The 25,138-nt window shown below is 47.5% G+C and carries 24 protein-coding genes; 18 read left to right on the top strand and 6 right to left on the bottom strand.

Going from position 1 to position 25,138, the window contains the following annotated elements; translation table 11 throughout:
- The first annotated feature begins 93 nt into the window (after window positions 1–93).
- Window positions 94–1,191: a maltodextrin ABC transporter ATP-binding protein MsmX gene (msmX, locus tag MHB62_RS20130; RefSeq protein ID WP_003242648.1), complete on the top strand. Its 1,098-nt coding sequence runs from the start codon at window positions 94–96 to the stop codon at window positions 1,189–1,191.
- Between the two features lie 103 nt (window positions 1,192–1,294).
- Window positions 1,295–2,134 carry a polysaccharide deacetylase family protein gene (locus MHB62_RS20125; protein WP_019712847.1) on the top strand — a complete coding sequence of 280 codons (840 nt, stop codon included), beginning with the start codon at window positions 1,295–1,297 and terminating at the stop codon, window positions 2,132–2,134.
- 13 nt (window positions 2,135–2,147) lie between these two features.
- Here the strand turns inward: MHB62_RS20125 and MHB62_RS20120 are convergent, their stop codons facing one another.
- The 3 genes from MHB62_RS20120 to cimH all read right to left on the bottom strand — a co-directional run bounded on the left by MHB62_RS20120 (window position 2,148) and on the right by cimH (window position 5,568).
- Complete coding sequence (locus MHB62_RS20120) at window positions 2,148–2,348, bottom strand: hypothetical protein (RefSeq protein WP_019712846.1); 201 nt, start codon at window positions 2,346–2,348, stop codon at window positions 2,148–2,150.
- Window positions 2,349–2,405: 57 nt separating this feature from the next.
- The gene (locus tag MHB62_RS20115) at window positions 2,406–4,094 is read right to left on the bottom strand and encodes a M56 family metallopeptidase (protein ID WP_010886639.1); all 1,689 of its coding nucleotides are present in this window, start codon (window positions 4,092–4,094) and stop codon (window positions 2,406–2,408) included.
- Window positions 4,095–4,215: 121 nt separating this feature from the next.
- Window positions 4,216–5,568, bottom strand: a complete 1,353-nt coding sequence (cimH, locus tag MHB62_RS20110; RefSeq protein ID WP_003227271.1) for a citrate/malate transporter CimH — start codon at window positions 5,566–5,568, stop codon at window positions 4,216–4,218.
- A gap of 555 nt (window positions 5,569–6,123) precedes the next feature.
- On the opposite strand from cimH, the gene cydA reads away from it, so the two are divergent.
- The 5 genes from cydA (at window position 6,124) to MHB62_RS20085 (ending at window position 12,873) form a co-directional block, all read left to right on the top strand.
- Complete coding sequence (cydA, locus tag MHB62_RS20105) at window positions 6,124–7,530, top strand: cytochrome ubiquinol oxidase subunit I (protein WP_003243795.1); 1,407 nt, start codon at window positions 6,124–6,126, stop codon at window positions 7,528–7,530.
- A complete protein-coding gene (gene cydB, locus MHB62_RS20100) occupies window positions 7,514–8,530 on the top strand; it encodes a cytochrome d ubiquinol oxidase subunit II (RefSeq protein ID WP_003244559.1) in 1,017 nt (338 codons plus the stop codon). The genes cydA and cydB overlap by 17 nt, the downstream gene beginning before the upstream one ends.
- Window positions 8,530–10,233, top strand: coding sequence for a thiol reductant ABC exporter subunit CydD (gene cydD, locus MHB62_RS20095; protein WP_032722730.1), 1,704 nt, complete (start codon window positions 8,530–8,532; stop codon window positions 10,231–10,233). Before cydB ends, cydD begins: the two co-directional genes overlap by 1 nt.
- Window positions 10,230–11,957 carry a thiol reductant ABC exporter subunit CydC gene (gene cydC / locus MHB62_RS20090; RefSeq protein WP_003244401.1) on the top strand — a complete coding sequence of 576 codons (1,728 nt, stop codon included), beginning with the start codon at window positions 10,230–10,232 and terminating at the stop codon, window positions 11,955–11,957. Before cydD ends, cydC begins: the two co-directional genes overlap by 4 nt.
- A gap of 85 nt (window positions 11,958–12,042) precedes the next feature.
- On the top strand, window positions 12,043–12,873 hold the full coding sequence (locus MHB62_RS20085; RefSeq protein WP_003244033.1) for an NAD(P)H-hydrate dehydratase: 831 nt from the start codon (window positions 12,043–12,045) through the stop codon (window positions 12,871–12,873).
- A gap of 14 nt (window positions 12,874–12,887) precedes the next feature.
- Here the strand turns inward: MHB62_RS20085 and MHB62_RS20080 are convergent, their stop codons facing one another.
- Entirely contained in the window at window positions 12,888–14,261 is a 1,374-nt protein-coding gene (locus tag MHB62_RS20080; RefSeq protein ID WP_003244111.1) for a cytosine permease, read from the bottom strand.
- Between the two features lie 211 nt (window positions 14,262–14,472).
- Here MHB62_RS20080 and sigY point away from each other — a divergent pair, with 211 nt between their 5' ends.
- The 6 genes from sigY to MHB62_RS20050 are packed head-to-tail and all read left to right on the top strand — an operon-like array spanning window position 14,473 to window position 17,377.
- Complete coding sequence (gene sigY, locus MHB62_RS20075; protein WP_032722729.1) at window positions 14,473–15,009, top strand: RNA polymerase sigma factor SigY; 537 nt, start codon at window positions 14,473–14,475, stop codon at window positions 15,007–15,009.
- Window positions 15,002–15,322 carry a YxlC family protein gene (locus MHB62_RS20070; RefSeq protein WP_032722728.1) on the top strand — a complete coding sequence of 107 codons (321 nt, stop codon included), beginning with the start codon at window positions 15,002–15,004 and terminating at the stop codon, window positions 15,320–15,322. Before sigY ends, MHB62_RS20070 begins: the two co-directional genes overlap by 8 nt.
- Window positions 15,319–15,525, top strand: a complete 207-nt coding sequence (gene yxlD, locus MHB62_RS20065) for a sigma Y negative regulator YxlD (protein WP_003242917.1) — start codon at window positions 15,319–15,321, stop codon at window positions 15,523–15,525. The genes MHB62_RS20070 and yxlD overlap by 4 nt, the downstream gene beginning before the upstream one ends.
- Window positions 15,522–15,710, top strand: coding sequence for a sigma Y negative regulator YxlE (gene yxlE, locus MHB62_RS20060; RefSeq protein ID WP_003227293.1), 189 nt, complete (start codon window positions 15,522–15,524; stop codon window positions 15,708–15,710). Before yxlD ends, yxlE begins: the two co-directional genes overlap by 4 nt.
- A gap of 6 nt (window positions 15,711–15,716) precedes the next feature.
- Window positions 15,717–16,604 carry an ABC transporter ATP-binding protein gene (locus MHB62_RS20055; protein ID WP_032722727.1) on the top strand — a complete coding sequence of 296 codons (888 nt, stop codon included), beginning with the start codon at window positions 15,717–15,719 and terminating at the stop codon, window positions 16,602–16,604.
- Window positions 16,601–17,377 carry an ABC transporter permease gene (locus MHB62_RS20050; protein WP_032722726.1) on the top strand — a complete coding sequence of 259 codons (777 nt, stop codon included), beginning with the start codon at window positions 16,601–16,603 and terminating at the stop codon, window positions 17,375–17,377. The genes MHB62_RS20055 and MHB62_RS20050 overlap by 4 nt, the downstream gene beginning before the upstream one ends.
- On the opposite strand, the gene MHB62_RS20045 is transcribed toward MHB62_RS20050, so the two are convergent.
- Entirely contained in the window at window positions 17,374–18,576 is a 1,203-nt protein-coding gene (locus MHB62_RS20045; protein WP_019712845.1) for an MFS transporter, read from the bottom strand. The two genes, MHB62_RS20050 and MHB62_RS20045, sit on opposite strands and share 4 nt — an antisense overlap.
- Before the next feature lie 103 nt (window positions 18,577–18,679).
- Window positions 18,680–20,323, bottom strand: coding sequence for a catalase KatX (gene katX, locus MHB62_RS20040; protein ID WP_015250908.1), 1,644 nt, complete (start codon window positions 20,321–20,323; stop codon window positions 18,680–18,682).
- A 128-nt stretch (window positions 20,324–20,451) separates the two neighbouring features.
- On the opposite strand from katX, the gene MHB62_RS20035 reads away from it, so the two are divergent.
- The 5 genes from MHB62_RS20035 (at window position 20,452) to licC (ending at window position 25,128) form a co-directional block, all read left to right on the top strand.
- Entirely contained in the window at window positions 20,452–21,042 is a 591-nt protein-coding gene (locus MHB62_RS20035; RefSeq protein WP_003227303.1) for a DNA-3-methyladenine glycosylase, read from the top strand.
- 28 nt (window positions 21,043–21,070) lie between these two features.
- Window positions 21,071–21,229, top strand: coding sequence for a hypothetical protein (locus MHB62_RS20030; protein ID WP_009968374.1), 159 nt, complete (start codon window positions 21,071–21,073; stop codon window positions 21,227–21,229).
- 162 nt (window positions 21,230–21,391) lie between these two features.
- Window positions 21,392–23,317 carry a transcriptional regulator LicR gene (gene licR / locus MHB62_RS20025; RefSeq protein ID WP_032722725.1) on the top strand — a complete coding sequence of 642 codons (1,926 nt, stop codon included), beginning with the start codon at window positions 21,392–21,394 and terminating at the stop codon, window positions 23,315–23,317.
- A gap of 128 nt (window positions 23,318–23,445) precedes the next feature.
- Window positions 23,446–23,754: a PTS lichenan transporter subunit IIB gene (gene licB / locus MHB62_RS20020; RefSeq protein ID WP_003218755.1), complete on the top strand. Its 309-nt coding sequence runs from the start codon at window positions 23,446–23,448 to the stop codon at window positions 23,752–23,754.
- Window positions 23,755–23,769: 15 nt separating this feature from the next.
- Window positions 23,770–25,128, top strand: a complete 1,359-nt coding sequence (gene licC, locus MHB62_RS20015; protein ID WP_032722724.1) for a PTS lichenan transporter subunit IIC — start codon at window positions 23,770–23,772, stop codon at window positions 25,126–25,128.
- Window positions 25,129–25,138 lie beyond the last annotated feature (10 nt).

The following is a 25,138-nucleotide window of genomic DNA, read 5'->3' as shown; positions in this document are numbered from 1 at the left end:
GGTGATTTTATGAACGCTGCCCATTTTAGCGAGAGGGAATTGCTGTTACACTCAATATAAGAAAGCGTTTACAATAACAAAGGGGGATGTTAGATGGCTGAATTGCGGATGGAGCATATTTATAAATTTTATGATCAAAAGGAACCGGCGGTTGATGACTTTAACCTTCATATTGCCGATAAGGAATTTATCGTATTCGTCGGCCCGTCCGGCTGCGGGAAATCAACGACGCTGCGAATGGTCGCAGGACTTGAAGAAATTTCGAAAGGCGATTTTTATATTGAAGGAAAACGGGTCAATGATGTAGCGCCAAAGGACAGGGATATCGCGATGGTATTTCAGAACTACGCGCTCTATCCGCATATGACGGTCTACGATAATATCGCGTTCGGGCTCAAGCTTCGGAAAATGCCGAAGCCTGAAATCAAAAAAAGAGTCGAAGAAGCCGCTAAAATTCTCGGGCTGGAGGAATATTTGCACCGTAAACCGAAAGCGCTGTCAGGCGGACAGAGACAGCGGGTTGCGCTGGGCCGGGCAATCGTGCGGGATGCAAAGGTGTTCCTGATGGATGAGCCTTTGTCAAACCTGGACGCGAAGCTGAGGGTGCAAATGCGGGCGGAAATCATTAAGCTCCACCAGAGACTGCAGACTACTACGATTTATGTGACACATGACCAGACAGAAGCGCTAACGATGGCGACACGGATCGTAGTCATGAAAGATGGGAAAATTCAGCAGATCGGGACGCCGAAGGATGTATACGAGTTCCCTGAAAACGTCTTTGTCGGCGGGTTTATCGGATCACCAGCGATGAACTTTTTCAAAGGGAAGCTCACGGATGGCTTAATCAAAATCGGTTCTGCGGCATTAACCGTCCCGGAAGGAAAAATGAAAGTGCTGCGTGAAAAAGGCTACATCGGCAAAGAGGTCATCTTCGGCATCCGTCCTGAGGATATACATGATGAATTGATTGTCGTGGAATCATATAAGAACTCTTCGATTAAGGCCAAAATCAATGTTGCAGAGCTGCTCGGTTCTGAAATCATGATTTATTCGCAGATCGACAACCAAGACTTTATTGCGCGGATTGACGCCCGCCTCGATATTCAATCGGGCGATGAACTGACGGTTGCATTTGATATGAATAAAGGCCATTTCTTTGACAGTGAGACAGAAGTGAGAATCCGATAAGATCAAAAAAACCGGACATGGGATGTCCGGTTTTTTGCTATTGAAAATCTCAGAATCAAACCGATGAAAAAGGAGGAAGAAATAGACAGAAAGCAGGAGAACGATGAAACGATTGTTTTTAAGCATCTTTCTTTTGGGCAGCTGTTTGGTTCTTGCGGCTTGCGCTGATCAAGAGGCGAATGCAGAGCAGCCGATGCCAAAAGCGGAACAAAAGAAACCGGAAAAAAAGGCAGTACAAGTTCAGAAAAAAGAAGACGATACATCCGCATGGATCAAAACAGAGAAACCGGCAAAGCTGCCGATTTTGATGTACCACAGCATTTCTTCAGGAAACAGCCTCCGTGTGCCAAAGAAAGAATTCGAGGCGCATATGAAGTGGCTTCATGTTAACGGCTATCAGACATTAACGCCGAAAGAGGCATATCTCATGCTGACGCAGGATAAAAAACCGAGTGAGAAGTGCGTGCTGATCACATTTGATGACGGGTACACCGACAATTATCAAGATGCGTATCCGGTGCTGAAAAAGTACGGGATGAAGGCAACGATTTTTATGATCGGCAAATCGATCGGACATAAGCACCATCTGACAGAGGACCAAATGAAGGAAATGGCACAGCACGGCATATCGATTGAAAGCCATACGATTGACCACCTTGAGCTGAACGGATTAACGCCTCAACAGCAGCAAAGTGAGATGGCTGATTCGAAAAAGCTGTTTGACAACATGTTTCATCAGCAAACCACCATCATCAGCTATCCGGTAGGGCGCTACAATGAGGAGACGCTGAAGGCCGCTGAAAAAACAGGCTATCAAATGGGCGTGACGACAGAACCGGGCGCGGCTTCGAGAGACCAGGGAATGTATGCCCTCCATCGTGTGCGCGTGTCCCCAGGCATGTCGGGCTCGGCTTTTGGTGCGTACATCGAATCAATGAAATAAAAAAAGGCGGCGTTTAATCGCCGCCCCCTCCGCCGCCACAGCCGGAATCGCTGAAACCTCCGTCACTGCCGCATCCATCATGGTGCGAGCCGTTGTCTGAATAACCGAAAAAACCGCTGTCCGCCTGCTGGCGGCTTTTGTTTTTCGAGGGCTGCGGCTGAATGACTGAAAGAAAAACAATAATAGATATAAACAATAAGATGATCACAATCACTTCGCGTCACTCCCTTTTTTCACCATATCTGTTATACGGATGAAACGCTGACCGGTTTCATTTCAAAGTGATCGATTCTTTCAGTCGGTCTCTGAGCCAGCGCTTTAGCACCCCATGTCCTTTGTTTGACAATAAAGTGCCGACACGCCAATACATAGGAGGATGAGGAGCGAACTGAAAATCAATCAATCTGAAAAACCAGCTTTTATCACGGGTGAGAGAATCAATTTGAAGCTCGTCTTCACCTGCTTCAGAGCTATAGGCACTTTGTTTCTGTATATCCTCATCTTGCCGAACCGCCAAGATTCTCAAGGCTTCAGCCATTTGTTTGTAACCGCCGTCCAGCAATGATGCGCCAAGGTTGTCAGCACGCACCTCCATCCATTGTGAACAAAAGGATTGATAGAGCTGGAATAGGATAATGATTGCCATAATGAAAGCCCAAAGCGCAATTTTGTGGGCCTCGGGATGGGTGATATGCTGCTCAAACAAGAGGAAAATCCCCACGACAGCTCCAAGATATAGAAAACGCAAAAGCTGTGATGACAGAACGTCACGTTTTTTGATATGAATCGCCTCATGGGCCAGAATGCCTTCAATGACACGCTGTGGAAGTGTTAGTGTGGCGCTTGTCAGGATGACCATTGACCTCCCGACATTCATGCCTACTGCCATTCCGTTGTAATCATCACTCTCCGTTTCGTATATGCGGACATGGGAAATGCCGGCCGATCTGAAAATCTTATCGGCCGCGGCCTGTACATGCGGATGATGACAAGACTTGGCGTCCATCGCCGCCCGCAACACACGGTCTGACATATACATGTTGAATACCCAATATAGGATTACGGCAACAGCCATGACCCATGGAGAGGCGTGTAATGCGTATAACGCGAGCACCAATAAGGCGTAAGCGGATACCCCTTTTACGCTGGCGGCAAAATAAAGCTTACCGAGCAGCCGCTTCACATTTTTTCGATGATAAAACGGCAAAACAGAAATCACATTGTCCACATTGTTTTCTGCATCTGTGTATTCCTGAAGAATTGTTTTCCATTTTTGCGGTTCCTTCACCGTCAGAAACAGTGTTTCGCCGGGAAGAGACAGTTTAATGACTTGCTGAAAGCTTGTTGTCAAATCTAAACGGGATGAATACATCGTCAGAAGCGGATGGAGCTTTAAGAGATCTGCTGTTGATTCAAGCTGAATGTTCTTCAAATCGGAAAGCGGGTATGTACGGGTTTCATAGTGTGAGCTGATATGCAATTTTTCTAAGGCTGCTGAATAAAAAACCTTTACGCTAAAAACATTCAGTATTCGCTTCACAAGTGCCCCTCCGCCGGAGATCATTCCGAGAAGGATCACATATTTGAGAGGGCTTGTGTCAGGTCCATAGATGAAAAAAATGACAGCCCCTGCAAACACAATGGCGGTCAGCGTAATGTCTGACAGGAGGCGTGTTTTGTTTTTGGCAAGCTCGATTTCCTGCCAGTCTCCCGAAGGTTTTTCCACACGCTCTGAAACAATGAGATCCATTGCGGTCCAATAGCAGTAGAACATTGTCGCGAGTGAGACAATGCCGTCCATGAATGAGAGATGAGAGAAGATGTAAGCCGCAGCGCCGACCCATAGAACAATATCAATCCAGAAGTCTATGGCCGGAATGAGTTTTGCAGCTAGGGCTGATATCAAATAAAATCCCAGCCCGAGAAGCATAAAGAGAAATAGATGAGTTCCCATAGGCATGCCAGATTCCTTTCTATCTAGTATTTCCAACTATTACTATAGCATGGGATGGGAACTTGCAAAAACATGGACATGCAAAAAAGCAAGCTCTTTCGTTTGACGAAGAACTTGCTTGCGGGGATCAATAAAACTGGTGCAGCAGCAATAAGGTTAAGGATACTGTAATCGCGCCCCCGATGCGGGTAGACACCTGGGCGAAAGGCATTAGCTCAAGCCTTTCAGCGGCGCTTAAAATGGCAACGTCACCCGTGCCGCCTTGCCCAGAATGGCATGCATTAATAATGGCGGTTTCAATCGGATACATGTTCAGCCATTTTCCAGTGAAGAAGCCAACGGCCATCATGGTCACAACGACAGACAGAATCGTGATAATATTGCTGAGGTTAAAAGCGGCGACAAGCTTGTCCCACGGCGTCATGGATACCCCAATCGCAAAGAGAAGCGGGTAGGTCACAGCTGTTGAAAAGAAGCGGGACACTCCAAACGCGCCATTTTCAATTGAGGCAGGCACCAATCTGAACAGCTTGATTAGAACAGCCAGTAACAGCATGGCAACGGGTGCCGGAAAACCGAAAAAATCGTGAGCGAGCATGCCGACTAAGTATAAAGAAACAGCAAGGATACCGCCTGACGCAAATAAAGAAAGGTTGAACATTTGCTGTCCGCTTTGAGATTCCTCCAGCGCAGGGGACTCTTCTTCGGAGCGGTCCACTTTGCCGTTGCCTGTCCATTCCGGTTTTTTCTTTCCGATTCGGTTCAGCAATCCCGCTAGAATAATCGCGCACAAGCTGCCCAGCATAATCGATGGCAGAACAAGTGCAAACGCTTCCCCTTGAGAAATGGGCATGATGTCAGAATATCCGATGGACAGCGGGATAGCGCCTTCTCCGACTCCTCCAGCCATGATCGGAATGACAATGTACAGCAGGGTATGCTGAAATCCGAGTCCGAGCAATGTCCCGACAGCCAGTCCGACAATAGCGGCTGTGACAGAACCGACAATAAGCGGAATAAAGATTTTCATGAATGCTTTTACGAGTGTTTCTCTTTTCATGCCGAGAATGCTTCCGACGACAATACCGGCGATAAACAAATATAGAAAGTTTGAGTTTTCTGTAAATTCTGTGGTGGATTTGACGATATCATTAGGCAGCAGGTGATAGTACACGACAGCGGACGGAATAAAAGTAGCTAGGATGGCCGGGCCGCCGATAGAACGAACAATCGGTATCGATTTGCCGATTTGGGCAAAGGTAAACCCGAAAAACGCCATGACGGCAATGGATGTCAAAATGTCACTTTTTACATCGTGATGCATAACAAAAACAGTGATTAATATAAACAGCAAGGCATACACAGGAAGCGGTATGATGCCTACTTTTATATTCATGGCTTTCGCAAACCAATTCTCTTTTCGAACCCCTTCGTGAATTGTATCCGTTTGCAATTGCATGTGTGTTTGAAGCTCTCCCATTGAAAAACCTCCCCTATTCTTGATGCAGTGAAATTGTTCACTATGTTAAGTATACTAAAAAATTGAAATTATTAATATATTAAAAATTTACTATTCAACTTTTCTCCTCTTACCGGTTCAAATGAAAAGAGGCATTCTGACTAAAATCGGTTTAAGACGGAATGCTGAGACTCGAGTGCTGGGGCGGGGGCAAGCATTTTGTTCGCAAGGAACGATGTGTTGATGTACGATAATAAAGGGTCATTTATCCTAGCAGCCGACATAAATAAGCAACAAAATAGACAAAAATCCGTCACATAGTGCGGGACTTTTTAGGTATTTTAGGCTTTATTTTTGAAATGAATCGTTGTAAAGTACTTAATATGAACCAGTCAGAGATTGTGTCATTTGGTCAGTCTGGCAATCTTGCATCATATTGGATGACTTTTTGACACATTTGTGAAATATTGAGCAATATTTTTTTCGTCTATTTTGTGAATTACTGATCAAAGTCTCGGTTCTATTTGTGAAGTAGTGAGCAAATTAACAGTTTTAACCGGAAATGGAGGAGAAAGCATGAGTGAATTGGTATTAGCCCGCATACAATTTGCATCAACAACGTTGTTTCACTTCTTGTTTGTGCCGATGTCTATCGGGCTTGTGTTTATGGTTGCGTTGATGGAGACTCTTTATCTTGTAAAGAAAAATGAGCTGTATCTCAAAATGGCAAAGTTTTGGGGACACTTATTCTTAATAAATTTCGCAGTCGGTGTTGTAACGGGGATTTTGCAAGAATTCCAGTTTGGACTGAACTGGTCAGATTACTCCCGTTTTGTCGGAGATGTATTTGGCGCTCCGCTTGCGATTGAAGCATTATTGGCGTTTTTCATGGAATCTATTTTTATCGGATTATGGATTTTTGGCTGGGACCGCCTGCCGAAGAAAATTCACGCGCTCTGCATATGGCTCGTATCATTCGGAACGATCATGTCATCTTTCTGGATTTTAACAGCAAACTCCTTTATGCAGGAGCCGGTCGGCTTTACGATCAAAAACGGCCGCGCGGAAATGAATGATTTTGGCGCGTTGATTACAAACCCTCAGCTTTGGGTTGAATTCCCGCACGTTATTTTCGGTGCGCTTGCCACTGGAGCTTTCTTTATTGCCGGAGTGAGTGCTTTTAAACTGCTGAAGAAAAAAGAAGTGCCGTTCTTTAAGCAATCTTTTAAACTCGCAATGATCGTCGGTCTTTGTGCCGGTCTTGGCGTCGGCCTTAGCGGACACATGCAGGCTGAGCACTTGATGGAATCACAGCCGATGAAAATGGCTGCCAGTGAAGGCCTATGGGAAGACAGCGGTGACCCTGCTGCTTGGACCGCTTTTGCGACGATCGATACAAAAAATGAAAAAAGCTCAAATGAAATCAAAGTTCCTTATGCCTTGAGCTACTTGGCTTATCAGAAATTCAGCGGAAGTGTCAAAGGGATGAAAACCCTTCAGGCTGAGTACGAAAAAATATACGGAAAAGGCGACTACATTCCGCCAGTGAAAACGACATTCTGGAGCTTCCGCATCATGGTAGGAGCAGGTGTTGTCATGATTCTTGCTGCGTTAGGCGGCCTTTGGTTAAACCGCCGTAAAAAGCTTGAAAACAGCAAATGGTATTTGCGCATCATGATCGCGTTGATTTCCTTCCCGTTTCTTGCAAACTCCGCGGGCTGGATTATGACAGAAATCGGACGTCAGCCTTGGACGGTTATGGGGTTAATGACAACCGCTCAATCTGTGTCGCCTAACGTAACAGCGGGTTCCTTGTTATTCTCAATCATCGCATTCGGTGTGATGTACATGATTCTTGGTGCACTGCTTGTCTTCTTGTTTATCCGTGAGATTAAAAAAGGTGCGGAGCATGATAATCATCATGATGTGCCTGTATCAACAGATCCATTTAGTCAGGAGGTATACCATGGCATCTCTTCATGATCTTTGGTTTATACTCGTTGCTGTATTGTTTGTAGGATTCTTCTTTTTGGAAGGCTTTGATTTCGGGGTCGGCATGGCGACCCGTTTTCTTGGCCATAATGAATTAGAACGCAGAGTGCTGATCAACACGATCGGGCCGTTCTGGGACGCGAATGAAGTGTGGCTTTTGACTGGCGCAGGCGCCATTTTCGCGGCATTCCCAAACTGGTATGCAACGATGCTGAGCGGTTATTACATTCCGTTTGTCATAGTGCTGCTTGCGTTAATGGGCCGCGGGGTCGCGTTTGAGTTCCGCGGCAAGGTGGATCATTTAAAATGGGTAAAGGTTTGGGACTGGGTCGTTTTTTTCGGCAGTCTAATTCCTCCGTTTGTGCTTGGTGTGCTGTTCACGACATTATTCCGCGGGATGCCGATTGATGCCGACATGAACATTCACGCACATGTATCTGATTATATCAATGTATATTCTATACTTGGCGGTGTGACGGTAACGCTTCTTTGCTTCCAGCATGGATTAATGTTTATCACGCTGCGTACGATTGGTGATTTGCAAAACCGCGCCCGGAAAATGGCGCAAAAGATAATGGGTGTTGTTTTTGTAGCGGTTCTTGCCTTCGCGGCCCTTTCTGCGTATCAGACAGACATGTTTACACGCCGCGGCGAGATTACCATTCCGCTCGCTGTTTTGATTGTCATCTGCTTTATGCTCGCGGCTGTATTTATTCGTAAGAAAAAAGACGGCTGGACATTTGGGATGACAGGCGCTGGTCTGGCGCTGACCGTGGGAATGATCTTTATTTCCCTATTCCCTCGTGTAATGGTCAGCTCGCTTCATAGCGCATACGATTTAACAGTAGCTAACGCTTCTTCTGGAGATTATTCGCTTAAAGTCATGTCAATTGCAGCATTAACGCTATTGCCGTTCGTCATCGGCAGCCAGATCTGGAGCTATTATGTCTTCCGGAAGCGCGTCAGCCATAAGGAGCCTATGACTTATTAATGGGAAAAGACCTGTTTCGATATAAAGGAATGAAGCGGATTCTCACCTTGATTACTTGTTTAACGATGATTCAGACAGCCGCCATTATTATGCAGGCAGAGTGGCTGAGTGAGGCCGTAACCGGACTGTTCAACGGGAAGGGCATTACCTCCCTTTTTCCGATGATCGGCTTTTTCCTCATCGCTTTTATCGCCCGGCACGGGGTGACGGTGGCGCGACAGAAAATCGTCTATCAATACGCCGCCCGGACAGGAGCAGATTTGAGGAAAAGTTTTCTTGATCAGCTGTTCCGATTAGGCCCCCGCTTTGCAAAGAAAGAGGGGACGGGGCAAATGGTGACGCTGGCGATGGAAGGCATCAGCCAGTTCCGCCGCTACCTGGAGCTGTTTCTGCCGAAAATGGTCAGCATGGCGATTGTGCCTGCGGCAGTTGTCATTTATGTGTTTTTTCAGGATCGGACATCAGCCATCATTTTAGTCGCTGCTATGCCGATTCTGATCATCTTTATGATTCTCCTCGGCCTTGTCGCGCAGAGAAAAGCGGATCGTCAGTGGAAATCCTATCAGAGACTTTCCAATCATTTTGTTGATTCTCTTCGCGGGCTGGAGACATTGCGTTTCCTAGGTTTGAGCAAGTCACACATCAAAAATATTTTCTATGTGAGTGAGCGGTATCGCAAGGCAACGATGAGCACACTCCGGGTGGCGTTTTTGTCATCATTCGCCCTCGATTTTTTCACGATGCTGTCGGTGGCGACAGTCGCAGTATTTCTGGGCCTGCGCCTCATTGACGGCGATATTTTGCTTGGCCCTGCTTTAACGGCGCTTATTCTGGCGCCTGAGTATTTTTTGCCGGTGCGGGAAGTGGGGAATGATTATCATGCAACGCTGAACGGCCAGGAAGCAGGAAAAACCATTCAAGAGATTTTGTCGCAGCCTGGTTTTAAAGAAGAGACGCCGCTTCAGCTCGAAGCTTGGTCCGATCAGGATGAGCTGAAGCTGTCAGGCGTGTCAGTCGGCCGTTCGGTGTCTGATATTCATCTCTCATTCAAAGGCAAGAAAAAAATCGGCATTATCGGTGCAAGCGGCGCCGGAAAATCAACATTAATTGATATTCTCGGCGGATTTTTAGAGCCGGATGGCGGGATGATTGAGGTTAATGGTACAAGCCGGTCCCATTTGCAGGACGGCAGCTGGCAGAAGAACCTTCTTTACATTCCCCAGCATCCGTACATTTTTGATGATACGCTTGGCAACAACATTCGCTTCTACCATCCAAGCGCTTCGGCAGAGGATACAACACGTGCTGCTGCCTCAGCGGGACTGACGGAGCTGGTGAACAACCTTCCTGACGGATTAGAGGGGCGGATCGGGGAAGGCGGCCGGGCGCTCAGCGGCGGCCAGGCACAGCGTGTCGCGCTGGCCCGCGCCTTTTTGGGAAACCGTCCGATCCTGCTGCTGGATGAGCCGACCGCCCATCTTGATATCGAAACAGAATATGAAATAAAAGAAACGATGCTGGATTTATTTGAGGATAAGCTCGTCTTTCTCGCGACTCACCGCCTTCACTGGATGCTCGATATGGACGAAATTATCGTGCTTGACGGGGGCAGGGTTGCGGAAATTGGGACTCACAATGAACTGCTGGAGAAAAACGGTGTGTATACCAAACTCGTGAAGGCACAACTGGGGGAAAGAGCATGAAGAAAGAAGAATGGATTTTGCCGTATATCAAGCAAAATGCCCGCCTGTTCGTTCTGGTTATCTTTTTGGGTGCGGTGACGATTTTTTCTGCTGCTTTTCTCATGTTCACCTCAGGTTTTTTGATTTCTAAAGCGGCGACAAGGCCGGAAAACATTCTGCTCATTTATGTGCCGATTGTCGCTGTGCGCACCTTTGGGATTGCGCGCTCTGTGTCGCGATATGTGGAACGGCTCGTCGGCCATCACATCATTTTGAAAATCGTATCTGACATGCGCGTCCGCCTTTACAATATGCTTGAGCCGGGTGCTTTGATGCTGCGTTCCCGTTTTCGCACGGGGGATATGCTCGGCATTTTGTCTGAGGATATTGAGCATTTGCAGGATGCTTTCTTAAAAACGATTTTTCCTGCGATCTCAGCCTTGCTCCTGTATGCTGTGTCAGTGATAGCGCTCGGCTTCTTCTCTTGGCCGTTTGCCATATTGCTTGCGCTGTATTTGTTTGTTCTTGTTGTATTGTTTCCGGTTGTGTCTTTGCTCGTGACGAGAGCGAAGAATGCGAAGCTGAAAAGCGGACGGAATGTGCTGTACAGCCGTCTGACAGATGCTGTGATGGGTGTCAGCGACTGGATGTTCAGCGGACGCCGGCATGCTTTTATTGATGCTTATGAAAAAGAGGAACGTGATTGGTTTGAGCTTGAACGGAAAAAACAACGCTTTACAAGATGGCGGGACTTTGCTGCGCAATGCCTTGTCGCTGGCCTTATTTTGCTGATGCTGTTTTGGACAGCGGGACAGCAAGCGGACGGCGAGCTCGCTAAAACGATGATTGCCGCTTTTGTGCTAGTGGTGTTTCCGTTGACGGAAGCCTTTTTGCCGCTTTCGGATGCCTTAGGCGAAGTGCCGGGCTATCAGGATTCTATCAGACGCATGAACAATGTGGCTCCTCAGCCGGAGGCGTCACAAACTGAATCAGGGGATCAAATTCTCGATCTTCAAGATGTCACCTTGGCCTTTCGTGATGTGACGTTTTCTTATGACAACAGCAGCCAAGTGCTGCACAACTTTTCCTTTACGCTGCGCCAAGGAGAAAAAATGGCGCTGCTCGGCCGAAGCGGCTCTGGGAAATCAACATCGCTTGCATTAATCGAAGGCGCCTTGAAACCGGACTCCGGTTCTGTGACGTTAAACGGAGTGGAGACAGCGCTGTTAAAGGATCAGATTGCGGATGCGGTGGCCGTGTTAAATCAAAAACCGCACCTGTTTGATACAAGCATTTTGAACAACATCAGGCTCGGAAACGGAGAAGCAAGCGACGAGGATGTGCGCCGCGCCGCAAAGCAGGTCAAGCTGCATGACTACATTGAGTCATTGCCTGACGGATATCATACCTCTGTACAAGAAACCGGCATCCGTTTTTCCGGTGGAGAGCGCCAGCGGATCGCACTTGCGAGGATTTTGCTGCAGGATACACCGATCATCATCCTCGATGAGCCAACAGTCGGCCTCGATCCTATTACCGAACGTGAATTGATGGAAACGGTGTTTGAGGTGCTGAAAGGAAAAACGATTTTATGGATTACACACCATCTCGCGGGAGTGGAAGCAGCCGATAAAATCGTATTTCTCGAAAACGGCAAAACAGAAATGGAAGGAACCCATGAGGAGCTGCTGGCGGCAAACGAACGATATCGCCGCCTGTATCACCTTGATGTTCCTGTAAAATAAAAGACAGCCCTAAAAGGCTGTCTTTTTTGTTTGAAAAAGAAAAGGGACAGGAAAAATAGGAAAAGAAAGCAGAGGAGGGATAGAGATGAATGTTCCATTTTGGACGGAAGAGCATGTAAGGGCCACGCTTCCTGAAAGAGATGCGGAGAGCCATAAAGGCACGTACGGTACGGCTTTGCTGCTGGCTGGAAGTGACGACATGCCGGGAGCAGCGCTGCTTGCAGGGCTTGGGGCCATGCGGAGCGGTCTCGGCAAGCTTGTCATCGGTACATCAGAAAACGTAATCCCGCTAATTGTTCCTGTTTTGCCCGAGGCGACCTATTGGCGTGACGGCTGGAAAAAGGCGGCGGATGCTCAGCTTGAAGAGACGTACCGGGCCATTGCCATCGGACCGGGCCTTCCGCAAACGGAAAGCGTACAGCAGGCAGTCGATCATGTGCTTACGGCTGATTGTCCTGTTATTTTGGATGCCGGAGCGCTGGCGAAGCGCACATATCCGAAACGGGAGGGCCCCGTCATCCTCACGCCGCACCCGGGCGAGTTTTTCCGAATGACAGGGGTGCCCGTGAACGAATTGCAGAAAAAAAGAGCGGAATATGCAAAGGAATGGGCGGCTCAGCTGCAGACTGTCATTGTGTTAAAAGGAAACCAAACCGTCATCGCGTTTCCTGATGGAGACTGCTGGCTCAATCCAACCGGAAACGGGGCGCTCGCCAAGGGCGGAACCGGTGACACGCTGACGGGCATGATATTGGGGATGCTCTGCTGCCATGAAGATCCAAAGCACGCCGTATTAAACGCGGTCTATTTGCATGGTGCGTGCGCCGAGCTCTGGACGGACGAGCACTCCGCTCATACGTTGCTCGCTCATGAGCTATCTGACATCCTGCCCCGCGTGTGGAAACGATTTGAATGATAAAAAAGCTGTCTTCAGAGAGAAGACAGCTTTTCTTGATACCCCGCCCGTTTTTTCAGACGCGGTTTCATTAATACATAGTAAAGCACAGAAGGCACGGCCAAGCCGATAATCCATGCGATGTCTCCGCCGCCAAACATTTTGGCAAGCGGTCCGATGTAAAAGCTTGTGTTGATAAACGGAATTTCCAGCAAGATAGACAGAACGAACGCAATTGTGGTGATCCAATTGACCTTTCCATAAGGCCCGTTTACGTCGAACATGGCTTTGACTTGATACTTTCCGTGGCGAACGAAGTAGTAATCGACTAAATTGATTGCCGTCCACGGAATTAAGAAATAACTGATGAAAAAGATAAAATTCAAAAACAGCTCCATAAAATTGCTCTGTCCCAGTAGGCTTAAGACTGTGCCGACAAGCGTGACACCCAGGATCATGATGATTCTGACTTTGGGCGTGACTTTTAATTTCAGAAACGGCTCCAGCGTTGTTGTCGTGGACATGAAGGCCCCATACAGGTTAAAAACATTGATTGCCATTTGCCCAAATAACACAATGATCAGCATAATAAACGAGAAGGGACCGAACAATTGGACAATCTGGCTGCCTGAGTTTGCCGTAAAGTCAGGAAGTGAGGTTGTCAGCAATGCGCCGAGCAGCATCATCCAGATGGAGCTGACAGATGTACCTGCATAGCTGTACCAAAATGTTTTTGAAGCCGGTGTTTTAACTGGCAGATATCTTGAATAATCGGCAACATACGGCGCGTAGGCAAGCTGCCACGTCGCAACTGCGCTGACTGCCACCAAGAAAATTGGCAGATCAATCGCTCCGGGAATCCAGCTGCCTGCTGGAATCGGCAATTGAAAAATGAGAATCGTTGCAGCAAAAAATACAGCAAAAGAGGTCCAAGAAAGGATTTTTTGCATTTTGTGAATCAAATCATGGCCGAAAATGGTGAGTAAAAAACATACGGCGCTTAAGCCTATAATGCTCCATGATCCCGGGATGGGAACAAAGCTGCTTAAGGTTCCGGCCGCCAGAATCGTACTGCTTGCGAAGAAACCAAGGTAGATAAACATGACTAAGAAGAGGGGAAGAATCGCTCCGATTACGCCGAATTGGGCACGGCTTTGAATCATTTGCGGGATGCCTAGCTGAGGGCCTTGCGCGGAATGAGACGCCATAAATATGGCACCGATTAAGGTTCCGCAAATAATAGCGGCAACACTCCAAAACAGATTAAGTCCCATTGCAACGGGAATCGTGCCGGTCACTAACGTGGTGATATGCATATTAGCCCCGAACCATACGGGAAATAAATCTTTCGCTTTACCATGTCTTTCTTCATTCGGAATATATTCAATCGTTCGCCTTTCTACTTTCAATGCATCGTCCTCCATATTGGATGTTTTTTTGAAATCGACATAAAGTCATAGCTTAACAGACTATAAGAGGGTTTACAAATAAGGATATGCAGCCAAACGGCCGGGAAGCCTGATCTGTCAATGGCTGAAAAGAATTGTAAAAAAGATGAACGCTTTTGAATCCGGTGTCGTCTCATAAGGCAGAAAAACAAAAAAGGGGGGATCACGGTCATTGGATACACATGAAGAACAGCGGCTGATCCAGCAGGCGAAAGAGGGAAACGACGAGGCGTTTACAGCCCTTTTCCAATATCACTATTCTTTCTTATATAAATACTTGTTAAAGCTTTCCCTTCACCCCGATCTCAGCGAGGAACTTGTTCAGGAAACCTTTCTGAAAGGGTACATCCATTTAAGAAGCTTTCAGGGCCGTTCAAAATTCTCCACATGGCTGATCTCCATTGCATCGCGGCTCTATCTCGATCACCAGAAAAAGAGAAAGAGAGAATGGAAACGGAATCAGACAGTTACGGAGGAAACAATCCGCAAGATCAAGTGGGACGTGTCGGCGAAAGGGGCAGAGTGGAGCGAAACGCTCGATCTGTTTTCAAAGCTGGACCCTAAACTGCGCACACCGGTTTTATTAAGGCATTACTACGGCTATACCTACGCTGAAATCGGGGTGATGCTTCAAATCAAAGAAGGCACTGTAAAGTCCAGAGTTCATAAAGGGCTCCAGCAAATCAGAAAGGAGTGGGACGATGAATAAAGAAAAGCTTTCTGATCATTTAAAGTCAGAATGGAAAAAAATTGATCAAACAGCCAATCCCTCTATACCGACTCAAAAAGAACTGCTTCACCAGCTGTCACAAATGAAAGCTGAATATAGAAAAAAACTTCTTCAAGAGATCATTTTATTTGTATTCTGCGCGCTGATGGTTGTGAGTGCTGCAATCTTAGCTTTCACTCAAGCTCCTGCTGTGTTTATTGTGCTTCAGGTTTGTGTGCTTGCGGTGCTGCCGATTTTGATTGCGGCTGAGAAAAAAAGGCATCTCGGCGAATGCGAGGTGAAACGCGGATGACACAAACAGAAATTATCATAACGGTTGCGGCTTGTCTCATCGTATTGGCGCAGGGAATCTTTTTATTTATTGATGCGAAAAAACGTAATCACATGGCATGGGTTTGGGGGATTGTCGGATTGATTCAAGCACCGATGCCTCTGATTTGTTATTACTTTTTTGTCATTAGGCCGGATCGGAAGAAAAGGGGGATCAAGCAATGAATATTTCTTGGGAAATGATTTTGCCGCTGATTGTATTACAGCTGGCTTTGGCGGTGTTTGCCCTTATCAGCTGTATAAAAGAAGAGCGGACGAACGGGCCAAAGTGGATGTGGGCTGCAATCATCGTATGTATCAATATTATCGGGCCGATTTTATTTTTCACCGTCGGCAGAAAGCAAAGGTAAGCCGATATGCTGTCTATTGAATCATTATGCAAATCGTACAGGCATCATGAAGCTGTAAAGAATATCAGTTTTCACGTGAATGAAAACGAGTGTGTCGCGCTATTAGGTCCCAATGGAGCCGGCAAAACCACGACTCTGCAAATGCTGGCCGGTCTGCTTTCGCCAACCTCCGGAAACATTAAGCTGTTAGGAGAAAAAAAGCCGGATCGGCGTTTGATTGGGTACCTCCCGCAGTATCCAGCTTTTTATTCCTGGATGACCGCAAATGAATTTTTGACATTTGCGGGGAGACTGTCCGGCCTTTCGAAGAGAAAATGCCAAGAGGAAATCGGCGAGATGCTGGAATTTGTGGGTTTGCACGAAGCGGCGCACAAAAAGATCGGGGGCTATTCAGGAGGCATGAAACAAAGACTCGGTCTGGCACAGGCACTGCTCCATAAACCGAAGTTTTTGATATTGGATGAACCGGTGTCTGCCCTTGATCCGACAGGACGGTTCGAGGTGCTGGACATGATGCGGGAGCTGAAAAAGCATATGGCCGTTCTGTTTTCTACACATGTTTTGCACGATGCAGAACAGGTGTGTGATCAAGTGGTGATTATGAAAAACGGTGAAATTTCATGGAAAGGCGAGTTACAGGAGCTGAAACAACAGCAGCAAACGAACGTTTTTACCCTTTCAGTGAAAGAGAAGCTGGAAGGCTGGCTTGAAGAGAAGCCTTACGTCTCAGCTATTGTCTATAAGAATCCGTCCCAAGCGGTTTTCGAGCTGCCTGATATAAACGCTGGCCGGTCATTATTAAGTGACTGTATCCGAAAGGGATTGACCGTCACCCGATTTGAACAGAAAACGGAGTCTCTAGAAGACGTCTATCTAAAGGTGGTGCACGCATGAAGGTGATGATGGCGCTTTTGCAGAAGGAGTGGCTGGAAGGATGGAAAAGCGGCAAGCTGATTTGGCTGCCGATTGCGATGATGATCGTCGGGCTGACACAGCCGCTGACCATTTATTATATGCCGGAAATCATCGCACATGGAGGGAACCTTCCTGACGGCATGAAAATTAGTTTTACGATGCCCTCCGGGTCTGAAGTGATGGTCAGCACGCTTTCTCAATTCAACACGCTTGGCATGGCTCTGGTCATCTTTAGCGTGATGGGCAGTGTAGCCAATGAAAGAAATCAAGGGGTAACAGCGCTGATTATGTCGCGGCCTGTGACGGCAGCCCATTATATCGTGAGTAAATGGCTCATCCAAAGCGTGATCGGCATTATGTCGTTTGCAGTTGGATACGGGCTTGCTTATTATTACGTTCGGCTGCTGTTTGAGGACGCATTATTCAGCCGCTTTGCCGCAAGCCTTGGCCTTTACGCTCTTTGGGTGATATTTATTGTGACCGCCGGCCTTGCCGGAAGTACGATATTCCGGTCTGTCGGAGCAGCTGCGGCTTGCGGGATCGGGCTCACAGCAGCTGTTTCCTTTGCTGTTTCACTATTTCCAGATGGTGCGAAGTGGCTTCCGGCCGAGATTTGCAAGCAGGCGGAGCATATCCTTCTTCATGGAGAGCGGGCAGATTTTTTCGGATGGTCACTCACTTTCTCCATTCTGTGCATCATGCTTCTGGCCGTGTTTTCTGTGTGGCGCTTCCGGCGGTATGAAAGCTATTAATTGATCATGTTACGTTTTTGCGCGAGCATCACAAAAAAGGCGGCAAATGCCAGAGACCCGGCTCCATAAAAAACTCCCGCAAGCCCGACAAGCTGTGCGATTTTTCCGGCAAGAAGGGGCCCGAGGAAGATGCCTAGCGCATAAAATGATTGATAAAACCCCATCACTGACATTTTTAAACGGGCAGAACTGATTTCGACGACATGGCTTAGCAGCAGAGGAAAAACGAAGCCGAGCGCCAGCCCGATACAGGCGTGTGTGATGCAAACCGTGAACAATGCAGCTGAAAAAGGAACATATAGCAAACAGACCCCGGTGACAGCGAAACTAATGAGCATCACGGAGTAAGCGATAAGGCTTGTAAAGCGCAGAAACACAAAGCTTAATGTGGCGGCTGCGTGTGGGAGGAAAAAGGCGCTCATCACCCAAAGAAGCTCCGCGTCGCCCATTCCGAGCTGATTCATGTAAAGCGGCGTAAAACCAAACACTGTGATAAATAATACGGCATGGGCCGTCATAGACAGGATGGTGAAAAGCTTCAGCTTTGGCAGCCGCAATGTATCTTTGATGTACTGATTGACACGAATGGTGTCACGGTTTGCGGGAGGAGCAGACGGATCCTTAATAAAGCAGCAGATCACCAGACCTGCGGCAGAAGCTGCCAGCGCCATCCAAAAAGGAACCTGCCTCCCTAAATGGGCTGCGGCGAGCCCGCAGAACACAATGCTGGCAAACTGAGGCATGACGGTAAAAAACTGCATGATGCCCATTGCTTTTGATGCATTGCCATTGTTGAAATAATGTGCGTATAAAATGGTCGCCATCACCCACATAGAAGCAGTGATTCCCGCGAAAAGCCGGGCGGCCAGCACGAAGAAGAAAGAATCAAACATCAGAAAAAGCAGGCTGCTGAAGACGGAAAAGCCGAACCCGGCAATTAACAATTGCTTGCGCAAGGAAAACAGGATGTCTGACAAAAGGCCGAGCGGGAATCGCAGAAGGATTTGCGTGACCCCGTAGCTGCCGAGAATGATGCCGATTGCGCCATATGAAAAGTGCAGATCCTCCAAATACAGACTGAATACAGGAACGTAAATATAGCCTGAAAACCAGAAACAAAATACCATGCATAAAAAAACGGCGTGATCTAAGGCGCCGATTGTTTTTTTCTGAGGAATCAAGTCCTGCTGTAATTCCATCGTATCTCTCCACCCCTTTCCTTCCAGTACAACACAATTGTTGAAAACGTTTCAATAGAAAAATAAAAAAACAGGGCTTCAAAAAAAGCCCTGTTCGCTTTTGTTAATACGGATCAGATGGATGGCTCTCCTGTTCAGCCTGCTTTGCAGCCTGTTCCGTTTCAGTTGTGCCGATCGGCCCGTTGCTGTTGTTTTCGGAAACCTTTTTTAGCCCTTCTGCTACACGTTTTCCGTAGTCAGGATCAGCTTTTGTGAAATTCTCAATCATTTGATCCTGAATTTCTTTTCGGCACGTAGAAAGCGTATTCACCAAATTCGTAATCAATTCGTTCCGCTCAAATTCAGTAAATCTCCGGTACGTTTCTCCAGCCTGTCCGAAGTTGTTTGTTCTGTCAATCGCTTCACGCTTTACATCACCTTCGACATGCGGCGTATGGTCTTTTCCGTCCTGCTTCGCTTCCTTCAGCCCGCCCATAATGGATGGCTCATAGTTGACGTGCGGGTTTTGTCCTTCTGCTCTATCGACCCGATATTGCATCTGCCCGCCTTCCTGGTTGGTGGCGACATGCTTTTTCGGCGAGTTGATCGGAAGCTGCAGGTAATTTGCGCCTACACGGTAGCGCTGCGTATCAGAGTAGGCAAACGTACGCCCCTGGAGCAATTTGTCGTCTGAAAAATCAAGCCCGTCGACAAGCACCCCCGTTCCAAATGAAGCTTGCTCCACTTCCGCATGGTAGTTTTCCGGATTTTTGTTCAGAACCAATTTGCCGATCGGTTTCCATGGAAAATCGTCTTTATACCACAGTTTTGTCGGATCAAGAGGATCAAAGTCCAGTTCAGGATGCTCATCATCGCTCATGATTTGTGCATACACTTCCCACTCTGGATAATCGCCATTTTCAATCGCGTCATATAAATCCTGTGTGGCATGGTTAAAGTTTTTCCCTTGAATCTCTTCTGCTTCCTTCTGTGTCAGGTTGCGGATGCCCTGCTTCGGTTCAAAATGGTATTTCACGAGAACGGCCTTGCCCTCCTCATTCACCCATTTATAGGCATGTACGCCTGAACCCTGCATTTGCCGGTAGTTGGCCGGAATGCCCCAAGGCGAAAACAAGAAGGTGATCATGTGTGTCGCTTCAGGAGATTGAGAAATGAAATCGAAGATACGTTCACCATCCTGGATGTTTGTCACTGGATCAGGCTGAAATGCGTGTACAAGATCCGGAAATTTCAGCGGGTCGCGGATAAAAAAGATTTTTAGGTTGTTCCCGACCAAATCCCAGTTTCCGTCTTCTGTATATAGCTTTACAGCAAAACCGCGCGGGTCTCTCAATGTTTCAGGCGAGTGTTTTCCATGATTCACAGTTGAAAAACGGACAAATGCCGGTGTTTTCTTGCCTTTTTCCTGAAAGAGCTTGGCCCGTGTGTATGTTGAAATCGGTTCGTCTCCGAAGCTTCCGTACGCTTCAAAATACCCGTGTGCACCTGCTCCCCTGGCATGAACAACCCGCTCAGGGATGCGTTCCCGGTCGAAGTGGCTGATCTTTTCGAGAAAATCATAGTTCTCAAGTGTTGTAGGCCCTCTATTCCCGACGGTTCTCACATTCTGGTTGTCAGTAACAGGATGCCCCTGCCTATTCGTTAAGGTATCCTCTGACTCGTTTTTCCCGGATGTCTTATGGGAAAGCGCTTCCTCGCTTCCTTGGGCATTTGTTTGGTGCTGCTTGTTTTGATGATCATCTTTCAATGGTTGGCCCTCCTTTTTTGAACGGTAACAATATTCCCTGAATGGAAAGATTTTAAAACAGCCGTTTTTTTTGATCTGCTTCGGGAATGGTACAATGTACAAAAATCGGTAAAAGGAGAGGTCGATTCGTGACGAGAGAAAAAAATCCGCTGCCCATCACGTTTTATCAAAAAACCGCTCTTGAGCTTGCCCCATCGCTTCTGGGCTGCCTTCTTGTAAAAGAAACAGACGAAGGCACAGCGTCAGGCTATATTGTGGAAACAGAGGCCTATATGGGGGCTGGAGACAGAGCGGCCCACAGCTTTAACAACCGCCGGACGAAGCGGACTGAGATCATGTTTGCAGAAGCTGGGCGGGTATATACATACGTGATGCACACCCATACATTGCTGAATGTCGTTGCCGCGGAAGAGGATGTCCCGCAAGCGGTATTAATCAGGGCGATTGAGCCGCATGAAGGCCAGCTGTTAATGGAGGAGAGAAGGCCGGGCAGGAGTCCGAGGGAATGGACAAACGGACCAGGAAAGCTGACGAAAGCGCTTGGCGTCACGATGAATGACTACGGACGCTGGATCACGGAACAGCCGCTTTACATCGAAAGCGGGTACACACCGGAAGCAATTTCAACCGGCCCGCGCATCGGCATTGACAACAGCGGGGAGGCACGCGATTATCCATGGCGTTTCTGGGTGACGGGAAACAGGTACGTGTCGCGTTAGCATGTTTAAGGAAGAGGCAATCAGGGGAATGGTTGAGAAAAAAGAAGGGAGAATCGGAGCTTTGAAAAAGATGATCAAAACCGTTATCAAATGGGCGCCGGTCATTTACCCGATTGTTCGAAAAATCATGAAGGATCGCAAGGCGTCTAAACAAAAGAATATGTCCGCATCTAGAACAGCCGGCTGATCCCGGCTGTTTTTTTATAGGTCAGTTTTCCCTCTAGTCCTCCGGATGTTCATTGACTTGCCATTCTCTCCATTATAGAATTTATATACATTTCGCATCCCTTCATCATCCTTTCTGCCTATTCACTGAATCCCTGCATCTACTAGATAGGAGGTTTTTCTCATGCTTCATGGGCGACTTCGTGATATTCTGTGCTTGCTGATGGCGGCTGAAGCCCCGGTGACAAGTTCGTTTTTTGCCGCGCAATTAAACGTAACGACGCGGACAGTCCGCAATGATATAAAGGAACTGCAAGGTGTGCTAAGCGGCCACGGTGCCTTTGTACAATCTGTAAGAGGCTCCGGCTACAAGCTCCGCATTGATGACGAGCAAGTATTCAGAACACTGCTGCAAGATGTATTTCAGCAAAAAAAGGGCCTGCCGGTATTGCCGGAGGAGAGAATGGCCTATCTTATGAAACGTCTGCTGCTGGCGGACCATTATCTCAAGCTCGATGAACTTGCTGAAGAACTATTTATCTCAAAATCTACACTCCAAACGGATTTAAAGGAAGTCAAGAAACGTCTGCTGCCTTACCGCATCGTCATGGAAACACGTCCGAATTACGGCTTCAAGCTGCGCGGGGACGAGGTGCAGATGAGGTACTGCATGGCGGAGTACATTGTTGATGAAAGAGAAACGGAGATAGATGTTTTAAATGAAAAGGCTGATATTTTGCCAAAAGAAGAAATTGAGATCATCCGTTCCGCCATCTTGAAAAAAATGAAAAACGACCGCATCCCTCTGTCCAACATGGGACTGAATAACCTCATTATCCATATCGCTATCGCCTGTAAACGGATCAGAACGGAAAACTATGTTTCTCTTTTCCCGAAAGATATGGATCATATCCTGCATCAAAAGGAGTACCAGGCTGCAGAAGCCATCGTAAAAGAGCTGGAATCAAAGCTTGCCGTTACGTTTCCGAAAGACGAGACGGCCTACATCACCATGCATCTCCTTGGCACAAAACGAATGACACAATCACAATGCGGAGAGGACACATTTTCAATAGAAGAGGAAACCGATCAGCTGACACTTGCCATGATCAAAGCTGTTGATCGTGAACTGAAGCTTGGCATCCTGCATGACAAAGAGCTGAAAATCGGCTTGGCACTGCATATGAAGCCGGCGATCAGCCGCAACCGATACGGCATGAATCTTCGAAATCCGATGCTGGCAGCGATCAAGGAACATTATCCACTCGCTTTTGAAGCCGGGATCATTGCCGGAATCGTGATAAAGGAACAAACGGGTATTGAGATTCATGAAAACGAAATTGGATATTTGGCTCTCCACTTTGGCGCCGCGATTGAACGAAAAAAAACAGAAAGCCCGCCGAAACGCTGTATCATTGTATGCGCATCGGGAGCCGGAAGCGCCCAGCTTCTGCGCGAAAAACTGCGTTCCCATTTCGGCAAGCGGCTCGATATTCTTGGAACGGCTGAGTATTATAGTCTTGATCAAATGTCCTACGAATCAATTGATTTTGTCATCAGCACTATTCCGATTAAAAAAGAGCTCCCTGTACCAGTACTGAAGGTTAACACCATCTTAGGCGGAACTGACTTTACAAAAATAGAATCTATTCTGAGTGATGAAAAGGAAAAAGCCAATCGCTACCTAAAAAAAGAACTCGTTTTTTTTCAGGAGGATCTGCGCTCAAAAGAAGAAGTGATTCAATTTTTAGGGCAGAAAGCGGTCGAATGCGGCTTTGCCGATGAAGAAATCATAGATTCCATTTTTGAAAGAGAAGACATGTCGCCAACGTGTTTTGGCAATCTTGTTGCCATCCCGCACCCGCTTGTTCCGCAGACGAAAACAACGTTTTGGGCCGTTTGTACGCTCAAAAAACCGATCGATTGGGAGAGTCAGCGAGTTCAATTTGTCTGTCTGCTTTGTGTCGAAAAGGAGAACAAAGCGGATTTGCAAAGCATGTATAAACTGCTTGGCAGCATTTTGGATGACCCGGCGGCGGTGAACCAGCTGATCAAATGCCGTTCATATCAAGAGCTTTCGGATGTGTTTGACCAAAAAATGCTGAGCTGACAGCCTGTATATACCTTTTTTCCGTTGCCTGCGGAAAAACCCTGAGTGTTTATGAAAGCGATTTCATAATATGATGATAGCAACAGCAGGACATTACAAAATTGATCAAACTCTAGGGGGTCTTTTACATGAATATATTACTCGTTTGTGCAGCAGGCATGTCTACTAGTTTACTGGTGAGCAAGATGGAAAAAAGTGCGCAGGAACAGGGAAAAGACTATACCATTTGGGCAGTTTCAGGCGATTCTGTACAAAATCATATCGATAAAGCGGATGTATTGCTTCTCGGTCCGCAAGTCCGTTACATGCTTCCGCAGCTCAAAAAATTAGGAGAGTCAAAGGGGGTTCCGGTAGACGTCATTAATACCGTCCATTATGGCACGTGCAACGGGGCGGAAGTGCTGAAATCAGCTGAACAGCTTGGACATGTGTCATAGAGAGGGGCGGGCTATGTGAATAAAGTCAATCAGATCTTAGAAGAAAAGGTCATGCCTATAGCGGGAAGAATTGCGGGACAGCGTCATTTGCAGGCGCTGCGTGATGGTATCATCCTCACGATGCCCCTGATTATCATCGGTTCCTTTTTCCTCATCATTGGCAACCTCCCGATCCCGGGATACGCTGAGTTTATGGCAAAAACGTTTGGCAGCTCCTGGTCTGAAAAACTGGCCTACCCAGTCGACGCGACCTTTGAAATTATGGGTCTTGTCGCCGCGTTCGGCATCGCCTACCGGCTCGCCGAGAAATACGGCGTTGATGCCTTGTCGGCCGGAGCCATTTCCCTTGCGGCATTTTTATTAGCAACACCTTATCAAGTGCCGTTTATGCCGGATGGCGTGACGAAAGAAATCATGGTTGGCGGCGGGATTCCGCTTTCGCTCATGGGAAGCAAAGGCCTGTTTGTCGCCATGATTATCGCAATGGTGTCCACAGAGATTTACCGCCTCATTATCCAGCGCAATTTAGTCTTCAAAATGCCGGACGGTGTTCCGCCGGCGGTAAGCAAGTCATTTGTCGCGTTAATCCCCGGCTTTGCGGTCATCTTCCTGATTTGGGCAGCCCGGCTGATTGTTGAAGCGACACCGTTTGAAAGCCTTCATAATATTGTAAGCGTTTTATTGGGGACTCCGCTTTCCATTCTTGGAGGAAGCCTTGGAGGAAGCCTTGTCGCCGAAGCCGTCAAAATGCTTTTATGGGCCTGCGGCCTTCACGGTGCAAACATTGTCGGCGGCGTCATGGCACCGATTTGGTACGGCGCAATGGATGCCAACCGGATCGCATTCCAAGCCGGTGAGGAGCTTCCTAAGATTTTCACCCAGCAATTTTTCGATATCTGGGTCAATATCGGCGGAAGCGGCGCCACATTGGCACTGGTTGTCACGATGTTCCTGCGCGCCCGAAGCAAACAAATGAAGCAGCTCGGGAAGCTTGCGGTCGGCCCGGCCATCTTCAATATTAACGAACCGATTATATTCGGAATGCCGATCGTCATGAACCCAATGCTCTTACTTCCGTTTATCATCACACCGCTTGTCACAGTGACACTCACGTACATCGGAATGAGCACCGGCCTTGTCGCCAAACCGGCGGGTATCGCAGTGCCGTGGACCATGCCGCCGATCTTTTCAGGCTACTTGGCGACAGGAGGAAAAGTCTCAGGCGCGGTCATGCAAGCCATTAATATTGTCGTATCCTTTGTTGTCTACTACCCGTTCTTCAGAATGTGGGATAAGCAGAAGCTGAAAGAAGAAAACGATCTGGAGCTGGTTCAAACGCCTGCAGCATCAGATGACAAAGAAGCGGCTCTGTAGAGAAAGGAAG

The organism is Bacillus sp. FSL K6-0255 (genome assembly GCF_045040725.1).
Lineage (GTDB): Bacteria > Bacillota > Bacilli > Bacillales > Bacillaceae > Bacillus > Bacillus subtilis.
The sequence above is the reverse complement of the archived record's forward strand: the minus strand, read 5'-3'. Positions and strand labels throughout refer to the sequence as shown.